This window comes from Streptosporangium sp. NPDC048886 (assembly GCF_055586905.1).
In genome coordinates, this window is record NZ_JBVJHH010000017.1 from 81,371 (window position 1) to 95,888 (window position 14,518).

Sequence of the window (14,518 nt, forward strand, 5' to 3'; positions counted from 1 at the left end):
CCCGCCGGCGCGCGGTACATCCCTGGACGTACGGCGGAGCACCGCCCAGGGGGGGACGATCTTCCGGACAGGGCACGCCAGCATGGCGTTCATGAGCGTCTCATCCCCCGCCCGTCGCACCCGCGCCCCCGGCTGGACCGTCTGGTCGTTACGCGCCGGCGCCACCCTGCACCTTCTCGGTGTGCTCGGGCAGGCGGCCCTGGCCGGGCTGTTCGTCACCGGCGACGTGGACATGCTCGCCTGGCACCGCGGCAACGGCGGGTTCACCCACGCCATGCTCTACCTGCAGCTCGTGTCCGCGATCCTGCTGTGGCGGCCGGGAAGGGGCCCGCTGTGGCCGGCCGGGGCGAGCGCGGCGCTCGTGGCCGCCGAGACGCTGCAGATCATGCTGGGACAGGAGCGTGTCATCGCCGCGCACTTCCCGCTCGGCGTGGCCGTCTTCGGCGCATCCGCGGTGATGACCGCCTGGACCTGGCGGGGGACGGCGTGATCTCCCGACGGGGCTTCCTCGGCCTGCTCGGCGGCACCGGGCTCGCCGTCGCCGGCTGCGGGACGTCGACCGCCGAGACCGCCGGCCAGACGCTGACCAGCGCGCTGGCGCCGCCCACGCCGTTCACCGTGCCGCTCCCGGTCCCCAGGACCGCCGTTCCCGTAAGGCCCGGCCACTACGAGGTGGTCCAGCGGGCGGCCCGGGTGGAGATCATCCCGGGCACGACGACGGAGGTCTGGGGCTACGACGGCACCTTCCCCGGTCCCACCTTCGACCTGCGCCGCGCCGACCCCACCGTCATCCGGGTCCGCAACGAGCTGCCCGTGCCCACCTCCACGCATCTGCACGGCGGGGTCACCCCGCCCGGCTCCGACGGCTACCCCACCGACCTGGTGGTGGCCAAGGGCAGGGGGTTCCGGCCGCCGCCCGGCGCGCACGCCGGTCACGACCCGTCGCTGTGGACCTTCCACTCCGGGGCCAGGGACTACCTCTACCCGCTGGACCAGCGGGCGGCCACGCTCTGGTATCACGACCACCGGATGGACTTCACCGCCCCGCAGGTCTGGCGGGGCCTGGCCGGCTTCCTGCTGATCCGCGACGACGAGGACGACGCGCTGCCGCTGCCGAAGGGCGCGCGGGACCTGCCGCTGATGATCTGTGACCGGTCCTTCGAGGAGGACGGCGCGTTCCGCTATCCGGAGGTGGACCCGAGCCTGCTGGTCAAGGCGGGGGTGGAGGAGGACTTCATGGAAGGCGTGGAGGGCGACGTGATCCTGGTCAACGGAGCCCCCTGGCCGGTTCTGGAGGTGGACGCCGCCCGCTACCGGCTGCGGCTGCTCAACGCCTCCAACGCCCGCCGCTACCGCCTCGAACTGACGCCCGGCGGCAGGTTCGTCCAGGTCGGCAGCGACCTCGGGCTGCTGGCCGCCCCGGTGACCCATGACGCGATCACCATCGCCCCGGCGGAACGGTTCGACGTGGTCGTGGACTTCTCCGGCCACCCCGTCGGCGCCGAGGTGACGCTGGTCAACACGCTGGGCACCGGACCGACGCGGAACGTGATGCGCTTCCGCGTCGCCCGGAAGGCGAAGGACGACAGCACGGTCCCCAGGCGGCTGTCCCGGATCGAGCCCCCTGACCGGTCCGGAGCCGTGGCCACGCGGACCTTCGACTTCCGCAGGACCGGGCAGGGCGGCGGAGCGGCCTGGACGATCAACGGGCGGCCGTTCCGGCCGGGCAGCCCGCTGGCCAGACCACGGCTGAACACCACCGAGGTCTGGCGTTTCACCAGCGACTTCCACCACCCCGTACACGTGCACCTGGCCCGCTTCCAGGTGCTGTCACGCGGTGGCAGGCCGCCCGCCCCGACGGACGCGGGCTGGAAGGACACCGTCGACGTCCGGCCCTACGAGGTCGTCGACGTCCTGGTCCGCTTCGAGGGATACCGGGGCCGCTACATGCTGCACTGCCACAACCTCGAACACGAGGACATGGCGATGATGGCCGACTTCGAGGTGATCTGACCGGCCCGGGTTCTACGGGCCGGCGGGCTCCCAGGGGACGATGCGGTGGGCGGGGCCGTCCTCGGCCGAGACCGCGCGCCGCGCCGGCCGGCTCGCTCGCCCGTCGCCGGCGTGGTCCGGAGACCGGGGTCAGGCCCGGACGTCGGCCACCGGCGTCGCGTCCGCCCTGGCCGGCGCCGGACGGCCCAGCGATCCGCGCAGGACGCGGAGCACGATGGCGGGGGACAGGAGCCTGGCGGGCGGGTCGATCAGGTTGAGGACGCGCAGGAAGGCGGCGCCGAGCACGGGGTCGGTGGTCGCCGCGGCGTGCAGCCGGTTGACGTAGGCGTTGGTGAGGCGGACGGCCGCCGTCCGCCGCCCCTCCACCTCCGGGAAGCGCAGGTCGGTCCCCACCGAGATCGACCAGGGGGTGTCGATCAGCTTGGCCGCGCCGCGGAAGAACCGCCGCGCCAGCCCGTCGGTCCCCTGCGCGATCAGGCGGCGCAGCAGCAGCGCCTCCAGCGCCGCGACCGTCATGCCCTGCCCGTAGATGGGGTTGAAGCTGCACAGGGCGTCGGCCACCACGAGATAGCCGTCGGGGAAACGCCGCAGCCGCTCGTAGCGCCGCCGCAGGCTCGCGGGGAAGCGCATCTTCACCGGCGCGTCCAGCGGCACCGCCGACCGGAGGATCTCGGCGATCTGCGGTGCGGCGAGCGTGCCGGCGTACTCCGCCATGTCCTCGTCGCCGGTGGGCGGCTCCTCGCCCAGCATGCCGGACAGGGCGACGCTGATCCGGCCGTCCTCCTGGGCGGCCACGATCCCCGCGCGCGGCAGCCCGGGGACGGCGTTGGTGAGCGCCCCCAGCAGTCCGTCGAGATGGTGCGGCTCCCGCCGGTAGCTGCGGGTCACGTAGGTGACGCCGACGCGCACCTGCTCCTCGGGGGCGCGCTCGTAGCCCAGCCGCTCCAGCCAGACCGGGGTGCGGGAGGCCCGGCCGCCCGCGTCGACGACCAGGTCGGCGCCGATGGCCGACTCCACCGCACCGCCGGTGCGCGGCAGCACCCGCACGCCGGTGACCCGCCGGGAGTCGGGGGTCGCGGTGACTCCCAGCACCTCGCACGCGGGAAGGACGCTCACCCCGGGCAGCGCCGTGACGCGGGCCCGCACCACGTGTTCCAGGAGCGGCCTGCTGACACCGAAGGCCATCAGCGGGGAGGGCGCCCGGCGCATCCGGTATCCGTCGTTGTACCAGTGGACCTGGTGCTGGAGGTCGATCAGCGGCGCCCCCAGCGAGGCCAGCTCGTCCGACAGCCCGGGGAAGAGCCCTTCGAACAGCTCCCTGCCCCGCGCCAGCAGGACGTGCAGCTGCCGGTCCTGCGGGACGCCGCGCCGCCCGACCGGGTCCTCGGGCAGCAGGTCGCGGTCCACGATGGTGACCTTGGCGTACGTTTCGCTGAGTGCGCGGGCGACCAGCAGTCCGCCGATGCTGGCGCCGATGACGATCGCACTGTCGGCCTGTGCCATGCGCAGAGCGTACGTCGGCGGGGTATGGCCCTGGCATCTTCACGCGTGCTCGATCCGCACGGCCCGCACCGGTGCGTGCCCGCCGTACGGTCGCCGTGCCCGGCCGGAGCGGGAGGTCAGCCGAGAAAGTCGAACGCGAGGCCCGCGCCGCCGTCCAGGGCGCGGCGGTAGGCGACCCAGGCGAGCGCCAGATCCTGCCAGGGCAGCCCGACCGGCGCGTAGACGGTGACCTCGTCGCCGCCGCGACGGCCGGGCACCTCACCCCGCAACACCTGCGCCAGCGTGCCCGCCGCGTCGGCCGCGGTGAGCCCCGCGTTGCCCAGCGCGCCCATCGCGACCGCCAGGGACACGTCGTCGACGATGACGCGGGCGGCCCGTAGCAGGGACGCGGCGAGCTCGGACTTGCCGGGTTCGTCGGCGCCCAGGGAGGTGACATGGGCGCCCGGCCTCACGTCCGAGGCCCGGAGGAGGGGCTCACGTGACCAGGTGGCGAGCACGGAGATCTCCGCGCTCCCCGCCGCCGTGGCCGCGTCGGGGACGACCTCGCAGCCGGCGCTCCGGAAGGCGGCGGCATGGCGCCCGGCGAAGTCGGCGGCCCGCCGGGCGTCGAGATCGGCGACCGCCAGGCGGTCGAGCGGCCGCAGCGCAGCCAGGCCCCGGACGACGAGATCGGCCTGGGCGCCGGCGCCGATGACCGCGACGGTGGCGGCATCGGGGCGGGCGAGCGCGTGCGTGCCGAGCGCCGCCGCGAGACCCGTCCGCCACGCCGTCACCGTCGCCGAGTCCATCAGGGCCAGCAGCTCGCCGCTCCCGAGATCGTGCAGGCAGACGACACCGCGCAGTGCGGGCCGCGCGTCCGGGAACTTGGCGTTGACCTTGACCGTGTACGCGGGGACGCCCTCGACCAGTCCCGGGATGAGCGCGGTGGCCGTGCCCGGCCCGGGGAGGTCCGTGCGGATCCGCTGAGGCCCGACGGCCGGGGCCCCGGCGGCGAACCCCTGCTCCAGGGCGCTGAGGCAGTCCTCCACATCCAGCAGGCGTTCCAGATCGGACCGGGACAGAAGTAGCGTCACAGGACGATCATGACACCCCATCCGGACCGCGCCGGACTCCGAGCTGCCGGGCTTGGCACTCGGCCGGGTGGGCGTCTTCGGCCTGTCGGGCGGCGGATTCGCCACCGTCCGCGCCATGGCCGACCACCCCGACGTCTACAAGGTCGGCGTCTCCGAGGCCGGAAACCACGACAACCGCTTCTACCACGCCTGGTGGGCCGAGACCTACGACGGCCCGGCCACCGAGGAGGACTACGCCCGCTCGGCCAACGTCGAGGTCGCCGACAGGATCCAGGGCAAGCTCCTGCTGATCCACGGCGGCAGCGACGACAACGTCCACCCGCATCTCACGCTGCGCCTGGCCGACCGGCTCGTCGCCGCCGACAAGGACTTCGACCTGCTCATCATCCCGGGAGCCGAGCACGCCTTCTTCGGGTACGAGCACTACGTCAGCCGACGCAGGTGGGACTACCTGGTCCGCCATCTCATGGGGGTCGAGCCGCCGGAGGGCTACCGCCTCACTCCGGCGCCGCTCGACATGGAACTGATCGCGGACCTGTTCGGCTGATCCCCCGACGGGGGACGGGCGGACCATGGCGGCCGGGTCGGCTCCCCGGTTCCTTCTTGTAAGTGAAGGCGCCATGCGACACCATGGACGGCGATGGAAGAAAGCACTCCGAAGTCGCCGGCTCACTGCTCCGACGTCGAGGACGACTACGACGCCCGACAGTGGGACACCAGGGAGGACTGCGAGGTCCGCCAGATCCTCGACCGCGTGGCGGACAAGTGGTCGCTGCTGGTGATCGCCCTGCTGGACCGGCGGGTCCTGCGCTTCACCGAGCTGAGCCGTAAGATCGACGGCATCAGCCAGCGCATGCTCACCGTGACCCTGCGCCAGCTCGAACGCGATGGCCTGGTGCGCCGCACCGTCCATCCCGTCGTGCCTCCCCGGGTGGACTACGAGCTCACGCCGCTGGGCGTGACCCTGCACGACACCATCCAGTCACTCGTCATGTGGACGGAGAAGCACCAGAGCGAGATCGCCTCCGCCCGCGCCGACTACGACGCCCGTGCCGACGTCACGCCGACCGTGACGGAACCCAGGAGACCGGCGGCCGACCGTAACGTAACCCGGGGCGGCGGACGCGACGGAACCCGGACGGCGGCCGCGGTCCGCGACGGAGGCCGGGCCGTGGTCACGGTCCGCGACGGGAGCCGGACCGGGGCGAGCGGGGGGCGGTGCGAGACGTGCGGCGCTCCCCTCCACTCCGCCCGCACGGGCCGGCCCGCCCGGTTCTGCGGTACGGCATGCCGCCAGAAGGCACACCGTCGACGCGCCCGCGCCCGCGAACTGAGCTGATCCGGACCCGGGCGGCCCGTGCCGGAGGCTGAGCTGAAAGGAGCTCATCATCCGGGCGCGATCGAGGTTGAAGACTCCGGGCATCACCTGCCCCTCGACGTGCGCCACGGTGTCCCCGGTGAACAGCACGCCCGGCCCGGGCAGGTGGACATCGAGGGCATGCGGGCGTTCGTCGTCACCGCCGAGGAGCTCCATTCCGGCCGGGCGAGCGCGCGTCTGTTCCTCACCCAGCAGGCGCTGTCCAAGCGCATCCGCCGGTCCGCCGCGCCGCCGGGCCGCCGGTGATCACCGGACCGGCGGCGGCGGCCGCCGGGCTGCCGCGCGTGTCAGGCGGCCGTGGCGGGCAGCGGCAGCCGTACCGACACCTGGAAGCCGGGTCCGTCGGCGCGGCGGCCCGCGGTCGCGGTGCCACCACAGGCGGTGGCGCGCTCCTGGATGCCGATCAGGCTGTTGCCGCCCGAGGGGAGGCAACGGCCCGAGCCGGGGCCGTCGTCGGTGACGTCGATCGTCAGAGCGTCGTCGTCCCAGCGGAGCCGGATGTCGGCGCGGGAGGCGCCGGCGTGTTTGACGATGTTGGTGAGCGCCTCCTGGGTGATCCGGTAGGCGGCGACCTCGACGTCGGGAGGGAGCGGCCGGGGCTCGCCCGAGGTGCTGTAGGCCACGTCGAGCCCGGTGCCGGTGACCTGGCCCGCCAGCGTGGGCAGGTCACCGATGGTGGGCTGCGGCGCGCGGGACCCCTCTCCCTCCTTGAGCACGCCCAGCATCCGCCGGAGCTGGACCATCGCGTCGCGCCCGGCGGCGGCGATCGCGTCGAAGGCCGCCTCGGCCCTGGCCGGATCGCTCCTGACCACCACGGGCCCCGCCTCGGCCTGGACCACCATGAGGCTCACCGCGTGGGCCAGGATGTCGTGCATGTCGCGCGCGATCCTGGCCCGTTCCCGTTCGGCGGCCCGCTCCGCCTCGACCTGGCGCTCGTGCTCCAGGCGGGCGGCCCGCTCCTCCAGGGCCGCCGCGTAGGCGCGGGAGACGGCGGCGGCCCTGCCGATCGCGTACGCGGCGACGAACAGCACGATGCCGCGCAGCGCGGTGTCGGAGGATCCGACCAGCAGCACCCCGCCGCAGGTCGCCAGGACGATCATGACCAGGCGGGCCCAGCGGGAGGACCGCATGGCGACGGTGTACATCGCGACCAGCCCGCCGTACCAGATCGGCTGGGACGGCAGGTCCTCGGCGAGGTCGTATAGGGAGGTCGCCAGGAGGGTGAGGATCAGCACGGGCACCGGCATCCGGCGCCGCCAGGCCAGCGGTGTCACGGCCGCGACCACGACCACGTATCCCCACCAGTGCCAGGGGACGTCGTAGGGGTTGTCGCGGCCCACGAACGGCCACAGCTGCACCACCATCACCAGGGCGGTGAGCGCCACGTCCACCCACTGGGAGGGAAGGGTCCGTATCCGGCGGCGTAACCGGGCGATGAACGGCAGGTCGGGCACGGTGTCCCATCCTGCTTCCTCCCCCGGCGCGCCGGTGCGGCGGGGTGACCACGGCCGGGGCCGTAGCCGGGACCACCGCCGGGACCACGACCGCGCGCGGCCGACCGGCGGCCGGGACGCGGCCTGCCGGTCGGCCCGTTCCGGGCTGCTCACGCGTGGGTGGTGGCGCGCCGGGCGGCGTGGACGGCGGGCCTGGCCGCGGGGGCCAGTTCGCGGGCGAGGGGGACGAAGGAGACGAGCAGGAAGATCGCGCCCACCGGGATGAGGTCGCGGTCGACGATCGGGAGGACGAGGTCGATCAGGACCAGCAGCGGCGTCCAGACCTTGACGCGGCCGATGACGGCGAGCTGGACGACGAGGGCGAGCTGGCCGAGGTAGAAGAGGTAGGGGCCGCCGTCGTAGATCGCGATGGAGACGCCGGGGACGGCCTGGATCCGGTCGAACAGGACGCCCATCGCCGCATGGTCGGCCGAGAGGAACCCGACCACGATGTCGATGACGAACTGCGTGGCGGCGGCCAGGATGCCGACGGTCCCGAGCCCGGCGCTCACCGTGGCCACGACACCGCGGCCCGCCATCCGGCGCATCTCCCAGAAGATCGGGACGAACAGGGCCAGGGCGGCGAGGAAGGCGAGGTGGCCGGTGGTCCAGGCGAGGCCGGGGCCTCTGCTGCCGTCCAGCCCGTCGAGGATCCGGATGATCCCGTAGGCGAGGACGAGCAGGGGGGTGGCGATGAATGCGAAGCGGGGGTTCATGTCAGTGCTCCAGGCGGTCGGCGGATGAGGCAATCCTGGTTTTCCGCCGCCTGAAAGTGATCGCCGGTGGGAGCGATCCTCGGTCTCACCGGTGCGGGGGAACGGATATCCCCCGCACCGGCGATGTCAGCGGCCCGGCGGGCACGGGACCATGGCACCTCTCACGGAACCTCCGCCCGCCACCGGCCGTCCGCCGCGGACCCCGGCCCCCGGTCTCCGATCTCCGGGCCCGGTCGCCGGCGGCCAGTGGCCGGCCGCCGGCTCCCGGTGGTCACACGCGGGCCAGGACGAGGCTGAAGTCACCGGTCGGATCGGTGTAGTGGCGGCTCACCGCGAACCCGGCCGCGGCGAGCTCCGCCCGCAGTCCCTCGGGGCGGAACTTGGCGCTGATCTCGGTGCGCATCTCCTCCCCGGCCGTGAAGGAGACGGTCAGGCCGAGGTCGCCGACCCGCACGCGCATGGCCCGGCTCGCCCGCAGCCGCATCTCGATCCAGTCGTGCTGCATGTCATAGAGCGCGACGTGCTCGAACGCGTCCGGTTCGAAGTCGGCGTCCAGCTCCCGGTTGACCACACGCAGGACGTTGCGGTTGAAGGCGGCGGTCACCCCGGCCGCGTCGTCGTAGGCGGCGACCAGCCGCCCGGTGTCCTTGACCAGGTCGGCTCCGAGCAGGAAGGTGTCGCCGGGCCGGAGGGTGGTGCGCAGCTCCTTGAGGAACACCTCACGTGCCGCCGGGTCGAGGTTGCCGATGGTGCCGCCGAGGAAGGCCACCATCCGCCGTCCCTCGCGCGGCAGCAGCGCCAGATGGTGCTCGAAGTCGGCGCAGACGGCCTGTACGGCCAGGCCGGGGTAGCGGGTGGTGAGGCGCCGCGCGGCGTCGCCGAGGGTGACCGCGTCGACGTCCACCGGCGTGTAGGTGCGCAGCGTCCCGGCCGCCGACAGGGCGTCGAGCAGCAGGACGGTCTTCTCGCTGGTCCCCGAGCCGAGCTCGACCAGGGTGTCCGCGCCGCTGCGCGCGGCGATGTCGACGGACTGCCGGCGCAGGATGGCCAGCTCGCGACGGGTGGGGTAATACTCCGGCAGCCGGGTGATCTGGGAGAACAGATCGCTGCCGGCCGCGTCGTAGAACCACTTGGGCGGCAGCCATTTGGGCGTCGACGACAGCCCGGTGCGGACGTCGTGTTCGAGTGCCTGACGCAGGTAGTCGTCACCGAGATGGTTGACCAGATTCATGGATGACTGGCTGACGGACACGGGGCCTCCTGGGTCGATGGGTCAGGGGCGTCCTCGCCTGGCGGCCGGTCGGCCCGTGACCGGGGTGCTGTGGTTACCGGTGATCTCGATCCGCTCGGTCACGTCCCTCCTCGCCCGGCGGTCCGCCGGCCCGTGACCGAGATGCCATGTCTCGCGGTGATCTCGCTCCGTCCGCTCACAGCGGCTGGATGCACACGCCGTCGGGAGAGGCGAGGACCAGTTTCCGGTCCGGTACGGCCTGCCAGCCGGACCGGTCGTCCAGCGGCTCGCTCGCCACGAGCACGCCGTCGTCGAGGTGGAGGTGGAGGGTGTCGCCCCAGACGGTCGCGGCGATCGACGCGCCGTCGCAGGCGAGCAGGTTCAGGCGGGCGCCGGGGTCCTCCGCCCCGGCACGGGTGACGACCTCCGCCAGCGCGTCGCCGAGCGGCAGCCCGGCGCGTCGCCGGGTGAAGACCGCGGCGGCGACCCACGCGGAGTCGCAGGTGCTCTCCGCGTCGCGGGCGAGCTCGCGGACCGCCTCCCGCGCGACCCTGCCGTTGTGGCTGAGCAGCCACGGCCCGTCGGCGAAGGGCGCGGTCGCGCTCTCCTCGATCGGCATGCCGACGGTCGCCGACCGGATGGCGGCCAGCAGGCAGCCCGAGCGGCCGACCTGGGCGAGGGCGGGCAAGTTGGCGTCCGTCCAGATGGGGACGGAGCGGCGGTAGCGGACCGGCTCCGGGCGGGCGGCGTCGTACCAGCCCATGCCGAAACCGTCGGCGTTGACCGCGCCGTGGCGCTGTAGGCGCGGGGCGTAGGACTGCCGGAGCAGGCCGTACTCGGGTCCGTGGATCAGCGAGGCGAGGGTCCGGGGAGCGCCCAGCCAGGCGGCGTGGCGGCACATCTACGCCTGCTCCGGGGAGGCGGACCGGGCGCAGCGGAAGCCGGAGAAGATCTGCCTGCGGATCGGATGGTCCCAGTTCCGGAACGTCGTGCGGACCGCGGCCGGGTCGGCCGCCCAGGATCCGCCGCGCAGCACCCGGTAGTCCTTGCCGAAGAAGACCTCGCTGTACTCGCGGTAGGGGAAGCTGCGGAAGCCGGGGTAGGGCAGGAACCGGGAGGCGGTCCACTCCCACACGTCTCCGACCATCTGCTCGGCGCCGTAGGCGCTCGCCCCGGCGGGGAAGGCACCCAGCGGCGCGGGCCGCGCCGCCCGGTGCCCGAGGTTGGCCCGGCCGGGTCCGGGGGCGTCGTCACCCCACGGGTAGGTCCGCGACCGCTCCGCCGCGGGATCCCAGCCGCAGGCCTTCTCCCACTCGGCCTCGGTGGGCAGCCGCTTGCCGGCCCAGCGGGCGTAGGCGTCGGCCTCGTACCAGCAGACGTGCTGGACGGGCTCGTCCATGGGCACGGGCTCGGGCCGGCCGAAACGGGTGCGCCACCAGATGCCGCCGTCCCTGGTCCAGAACAGCGGGGCATGGGCGCGGGTCTTCTGGCGCCAGCCCCAGCCCTCCGGCGTCCACCAGCGGGGGTCGTCGTAGCCGCCGTCCTCGATGAAGGCGGTGTAGGCGCGGTTGCCGACGGGGAGCCGGTCGATCCAATAGGCGGCCAGGTCGACCCGGTGGGCGGGGCGTTCGTTGTCGTAGGCCCAGGGTTGGGTGTCGGTGCCCATCAGGAAGGGGCCGGCGGGGACGAGCACCTCCTCGGCGCCCGCGGGCCCGCCGGACGGCAGGCCGCCGTCGCGGACCAGGCCCGGCTCCTCCGACAGTTGCAGGGTGGCGAGCATGGTCTCGTCGTGCTGGTGCTCGTGCTGGATCACCAGGCCGAAGACGAAGGCGTCCCGGTGCAGGGGGTCGGGGCCCTCCAGGTCGATCGCGTCGAGGACGTCCAGCACCCGGCCGCGCACGCCCTCGATGTAGTGGCGCGCCTCGCCCGGCCCCAGGATGGGCAGGCTCGGGCGGTCCTTGCGCGGGTGCTTGAACGCGTCGTACAGGTCGTCGATCTCGGGGCGGAGCGGGGTGATCCCGCCGGCCTCCCGCAGCACCCACAGCTCCTCGTAGTTGCCCACGTGCGCCAGATCCCACACCAGCGGCGACATCAACGGAGAGTGCTGCCTGACCAGCAGGTCGTCCTCGGTGTCGGTATAGGCCAGCGACCGGTTCCGCACCGCGACCAACTCGGCGGCGATCCGTTCCTTGAAGTCGTTCATGCCTGTCCTTCCTCGGTCAGCCAGGCCGACAGGCTCCGCGCCGGCCCTTTCACCAGATCCAGCAGGTCCGCGGCCGGTGGGCGGCCGGTCGTCACGTGGCGGTCGGCGAACGCGGCCACCTCGCGGACCAGGTCCGGGGGCGCGCCCAGGCGGGGCAGCGCCGCGAGGGCGGCCTCGAAACAGGCCTCGGCGGCGCTCCTCAGCCGTGGCTCCGCCAGGCCGTGGCGCGCCGCCCCCGGCCACATCCCCGCGTACGGCTCGGCGGCGGCCAGCGCCGTGTCGGCCGCGCGGTCGTCCATCACGAGGGCGTGGGTCACCGCCACGCACACCGGCCAGCTCGCCGGGTGCTGGGCGTCGAGGTAGCGGATCTCCAGCCAGCCGCGCGGCCGCACCGGAGGGAAGATCGTCGTGGCGTGATAGGCCAGGTCCGCCAGGGTCGGCGGACGGGTGGGGGCCGACAGCCAGTCGCGGAAGGTCGAGCCGTCGCGGACCGCGCGGCACCGCTCACCGTCCTCGCGCACGAGCATGAGCCGGGCGTCGAGCAGGTATTCCGCCCAGGCCGAGGCCGGGTCGCCGGTCGTGGGGACGGGGGCCGTCCGGGTCCGGTCCAGGTTCTCCCACACCGCCTGGCGCCCCGACATCCACCCGCACGGCCGGCCCGCGCTGAGCGGTGAGTTGGCGAAGGCCGCCGTCAGGACGGGCCCCAGCAGGTGCGTGCGCTCCCACCGGACCGCGGGCCTGCCGCCCAGGTCCAGGTTGACCTGGATCGACGCCGTCGAGCACATCATCAGGGATCCGTACGGCGTGCCGAGGAACTCGGCCATCGCCTCGTAGCGGGGCAGCCGTAACTGCCGCCGGGCCGGCCGTACCGGGTCGAGACCCACCCCGGCCAGCGCCAGGCCCGCCTCCCGCAGGGCCGCGCGCGCGGCGTTCACGTCGGCGGTGAGGTGGGCGATCGCCTCCGGCAGCGGGCCCGCCGGGCCGGAGAGTTCGAGCTGGCCGCCCGGTTCGAAGGTCACCCGGCTCCCGCCGGGCAGCGGGGGCAGCGCGTCGGCGATCCTGGCCAGCGGGACCTGGCGGGCGGGGGCGGCGCGGTCGAAGACCAGGAATTCCAGCTCGATCCCCACCTGGTCCCCGGTGGAGCCGTGGAAGCAGCCTCGCGCGAAGTCCGCCACATCCGAAGCGTCCCGGACCAGCGCGCCCTCGGCGGCCAGATCGATCATCGTGCCCCCTTTGCCCGATGTGTACGGGTCTATAGACCCGCGAGGCGCGCAAGCGTTACAGCGGGCCGGGGTGTAACGGATCGACCGCGAGCGGCACTACGGTCACATGGGGCACAGGTGAGAATGATGCGAGCCGGATCCCGGTCCCGGCGCCCGGTCGGCTGCCGTGAGGCCGTCGGGCTCGTCACCGACTACCTCGACGGGGCGCTCCCCGCCGGGCGGCGGCGGCGCATGGAGGCCCATCTGACCGGGTGCGCCGGGTGCTCGGTCCATCTGGAGCAGATCCGGGCGACGGTCGAGGCCCTCGGCTGTCTCAGGGGCGACGGCGTCACGGGCGGGGTGCTCAGGAGGTTACGCGTGGCCTTCTCCGGCCCCGGCTCAGGGCCGCCCCCGGTCGCGGGAGGCAGGCGGTAGCCGGGTCGGGGCCGTCTCGGGCCGCGGGAGGCAGGCGGTAGCCGGGTCGGGGCCGTCTCGGGCCGCGGGAGGCAGGCGGTAGCCGGGTCAGGGCCGTCCCCGGTCGCGGAAGGCGGCCAGCAGCCGCTCGCGCGCTCCGCCGGGCAGGGCCGTGGGCGGCAGCTCGCCGAGGGCGCCGATGGTGGCGCGGAACTGGCCGAGGTAGCGCTCGCAGCCCTCACAGCCGCCGAGATGTTCCTCGAACCGGCCTCCCCTGGGAGCGTCGAGCTCACCCTCCAGGTAGACGGTCACGAGTTCCACCACCTCGTCGCAGCTGAACCGCTTCACGACGCTGACCGCCTTACCGTCTCGATGCTGAACCGATTCCACTACGCCGACCGCCTCGCCGTCTCGAAATACTCCTCCAGCCGCCCCCGCACCGCAGCGCGGGCGCGGTGCAGCAGGACACGCTGGTTGGCCGCGGAGATCTCCAGGATCTCGCAGACCTCCTCCGATGTGCACCCCTCGACGTCGCGGAGTGTGATGACCGCCCGCTGCCTGGGGGGCAGCTCGGCCAGGGCCGCCGCGATCCGGCCGCGCACCTCAGAGGCGAGCACCTCGCCCTCCGGGGTCGGCCAGGCGGTGGGCAGTTCCTTCCAGTGTCCGGGGAAGGGGTCGTCCACGCCCTGGAAACGTGAGCGGTCGACAGTCGGCCGCTCCTGCTCGAAGACGCTGCTCCAGGGGACCGTGCGGTTCTCGCGCACGCCCCGCTTCTTGGCCGTGTTGACCAGGATCCGGTAGACCCACGTCTTGACGGACGAGCGGCCCTCGAAGCCCTCGATGCCCCTGATCACCGCCAGCCAGGTGTCCTGCACGATCTCCTCGGCGGAGTCGTTGGTGGACACGTGCGAGCGGGCCAGCCACAGCATCCCCCGCGACCAGGTGTCCAGCAGCGCCGCGAACATCGTCTCGTCCCCGGCGCGCAGGGCCGCGACGACGACATCGTCCGGGGGGAGCCTACCGCCCGTGAAGGGCTCCACGATTGTCTCCTCCTGATCGGGCATCTGGGACATTCATGACGTCGTGGTGCGTCCTCTCCGCTGAAGCGCTCCGGAGCGCGACCAGTCCCGGAGATAGAAGATTCCCGTCCTGAGCTGGGACGACACTTTCTCCTCCCCGGCTTGACCGCTGGATGTCCGCAGTCTTCTCCCTGCACAGTCCCATGACCGTCCCGTTCGTTACGCGGTCCGGGCCCGCCGGATTCGAGTCCGTCGGATTCGGGGCAGTGAGGT

Annotated in this window: 16 protein-coding genes; 6 read left to right on the forward strand and 10 right to left on the reverse strand. The window is 73.5% G+C overall.

Annotated elements, in window-relative coordinates:
- Nucleotides 1–91: 91 nt before the first annotated feature.
- Nucleotides 92–490, forward strand: a complete 399-nt coding sequence (locus ACZ6R6_RS22145) for a hypothetical protein (RefSeq protein ID WP_470096046.1) — start codon at nt 92–94, stop codon at nt 488–490.
- Entirely contained in the window at nt 487–2,013 is a 1,527-nt protein-coding gene (locus ACZ6R6_RS22150) for a multicopper oxidase family protein (RefSeq protein ID WP_470096048.1), read from the forward strand. Before ACZ6R6_RS22145 ends, ACZ6R6_RS22150 begins: the two co-directional genes overlap by 4 nt.
- A 129-nt stretch (nt 2,014–2,142) precedes the next feature.
- Here the strand turns inward: ACZ6R6_RS22150 and ACZ6R6_RS22155 are convergent, their stop codons facing one another.
- Nucleotides 2,143–3,516 carry an FAD-dependent oxidoreductase gene (locus ACZ6R6_RS22155; protein WP_470096050.1) on the reverse strand — a complete coding sequence of 458 codons (1,374 nt, stop codon included), beginning with the start codon at nt 3,514–3,516 and terminating at the stop codon, nt 2,143–2,145.
- A 116-nt stretch (nt 3,517–3,632) separates the two neighbouring features.
- Nucleotides 3,633–4,589, reverse strand: coding sequence for an ornithine cyclodeaminase family protein (locus tag ACZ6R6_RS22160; protein ID WP_470096052.1), 957 nt, complete (start codon nt 4,587–4,589; stop codon nt 3,633–3,635).
- Nucleotides 4,590–4,641: 52 nt separating this feature from the next.
- On the opposite strand from ACZ6R6_RS22160, the gene ACZ6R6_RS22165 reads away from it, so the two are divergent.
- The 3 genes from ACZ6R6_RS22165 to ACZ6R6_RS22175 all read left to right on the forward strand — a co-directional run bounded on the left by ACZ6R6_RS22165 (nt 4,642) and on the right by ACZ6R6_RS22175 (nt 6,213).
- The gene (locus ACZ6R6_RS22165; protein ID WP_470096054.1) at nt 4,642–5,136 is read left to right on the forward strand and encodes an alpha/beta hydrolase family protein; all 495 of its coding nucleotides are present in this window, start codon (nt 4,642–4,644) and stop codon (nt 5,134–5,136) included.
- Nucleotides 5,137–5,229: 93 nt separating this feature from the next.
- Entirely contained in the window at nt 5,230–5,928 is a 699-nt protein-coding gene (locus ACZ6R6_RS22170; protein ID WP_470096056.1) for a winged helix-turn-helix transcriptional regulator, read from the forward strand.
- 99 nt (nt 5,929–6,027) lie between these two features.
- On the forward strand, nt 6,028–6,213 hold the full coding sequence (locus ACZ6R6_RS22175) for a LysR family transcriptional regulator (protein WP_470096058.1): 186 nt from the start codon (nt 6,028–6,030) through the stop codon (nt 6,211–6,213).
- 41 nt (nt 6,214–6,254) lie between these two features.
- Here ACZ6R6_RS22175 and ACZ6R6_RS22180 read toward each other — a convergent pair whose 3' ends face one another.
- The 6 genes from ACZ6R6_RS22180 to egtA all read right to left on the reverse strand — a co-directional run bounded on the left by ACZ6R6_RS22180 (nt 6,255) and on the right by egtA (nt 12,833).
- Complete coding sequence (locus ACZ6R6_RS22180) at nt 6,255–7,574, reverse strand: sensor histidine kinase (protein WP_470096060.1); 1,320 nt, start codon at nt 7,572–7,574, stop codon at nt 6,255–6,257.
- Nucleotides 7,571–8,176 (reverse strand): hypothetical protein, encoded by a 606-nt coding sequence (locus ACZ6R6_RS22185; protein WP_470096062.1) that lies wholly within the window; start codon nt 8,174–8,176, stop codon nt 7,571–7,573. Before ACZ6R6_RS22185 ends, ACZ6R6_RS22180 begins: the two co-directional genes overlap by 4 nt.
- Nucleotides 8,177–8,447: 271 nt before the next feature.
- Nucleotides 8,448–9,407: an L-histidine N(alpha)-methyltransferase gene (gene egtD / locus ACZ6R6_RS22190; protein ID WP_470096064.1), complete on the reverse strand. Its 960-nt coding sequence runs from the start codon at nt 9,405–9,407 to the stop codon at nt 8,448–8,450.
- A gap of 196 nt (nt 9,408–9,603) precedes the next feature.
- Complete coding sequence (egtC, locus tag ACZ6R6_RS22195; RefSeq protein WP_470096066.1) at nt 9,604–10,308, reverse strand: ergothioneine biosynthesis protein EgtC; 705 nt, start codon at nt 10,306–10,308, stop codon at nt 9,604–9,606.
- A complete protein-coding gene (gene egtB, locus ACZ6R6_RS22200) occupies nt 10,309–11,610 on the reverse strand; it encodes an ergothioneine biosynthesis protein EgtB (protein ID WP_470096068.1) in 1,302 nt (433 codons plus the stop codon).
- Nucleotides 11,607–12,833 carry an ergothioneine biosynthesis glutamate--cysteine ligase EgtA gene (egtA, locus tag ACZ6R6_RS22205; RefSeq protein WP_470096070.1) on the reverse strand — a complete coding sequence of 409 codons (1,227 nt, stop codon included), beginning with the start codon at nt 12,831–12,833 and terminating at the stop codon, nt 11,607–11,609. The genes egtB and egtA overlap by 4 nt, the downstream gene beginning before the upstream one ends.
- A 123-nt stretch (nt 12,834–12,956) precedes the next feature.
- Between egtA and ACZ6R6_RS22210 the strand changes: the two genes are divergently transcribed.
- On the forward strand, nt 12,957–13,247 hold the full coding sequence (locus ACZ6R6_RS22210) for a zf-HC2 domain-containing protein (protein ID WP_470096225.1): 291 nt from the start codon (nt 12,957–12,959) through the stop codon (nt 13,245–13,247).
- 87 nt (nt 13,248–13,334) lie between these two features.
- Here ACZ6R6_RS22210 and ACZ6R6_RS22215 read toward each other — a convergent pair whose 3' ends face one another.
- Entirely contained in the window at nt 13,335–13,574 is a 240-nt protein-coding gene (locus ACZ6R6_RS22215) for an anti-sigma factor family protein (RefSeq protein WP_470096072.1), read from the reverse strand.
- Between the two features lie 41 nt (nt 13,575–13,615).
- A complete protein-coding gene (locus ACZ6R6_RS22220; RefSeq protein WP_399961994.1) occupies nt 13,616–14,266 on the reverse strand; it encodes an RNA polymerase sigma factor in 651 nt (216 codons plus the stop codon).
- Nucleotides 14,267–14,518 lie beyond the last annotated feature (252 nt).

What these genes read in the sequence shown, in the direction of transcription:
- egtB (WP_470096068.1), bottom strand. Translation starts at nt 11,610, where the DNA reads ATGAACGACTTCAAGGAACGGATCGCCGCCGAGTTGGTCGCGGTGCGG.
- egtC (WP_470096066.1), bottom strand. Translation starts at nt 10,308, where the DNA reads ATGTGCCGCCACGCCGCCTGGCTGGGCGCTCCCCGGACCCTCGCCTCG.
- ACZ6R6_RS22210 (WP_470096225.1), top strand. Translation starts at nt 12,957, where the DNA reads ATGATGCGAGCCGGATCCCGGTCCCGGCGCCCGGTCGGCTGCCGTGAG.
- ACZ6R6_RS22185 (WP_470096062.1), bottom strand. Translation starts at nt 8,176, where the DNA reads ATGAACCCCCGCTTCGCATTCATCGCCACCCCCCTGCTCGTCCTCGCC.
- egtD (WP_470096064.1), bottom strand. Translation starts at nt 9,407, where the DNA reads ATGAATCTGGTCAACCATCTCGGTGACGACTACCTGCGTCAGGCACTC.
- ACZ6R6_RS22170 (WP_470096056.1), top strand. Translation starts at nt 5,230, where the DNA reads ATGGAAGAAAGCACTCCGAAGTCGCCGGCTCACTGCTCCGACGTCGAG.
- egtA (WP_470096070.1), bottom strand. Translation starts at nt 12,833, where the DNA reads ATGATCGATCTGGCCGCCGAGGGCGCGCTGGTCCGGGACGCTTCGGAT.
- ACZ6R6_RS22155 (WP_470096050.1), bottom strand. Translation starts at nt 3,516, where the DNA reads ATGGCACAGGCCGACAGTGCGATCGTCATCGGCGCCAGCATCGGCGGA.
- ACZ6R6_RS22145 (WP_470096046.1), top strand. Translation starts at nt 92, where the DNA reads ATGAGCGTCTCATCCCCCGCCCGTCGCACCCGCGCCCCCGGCTGGACC.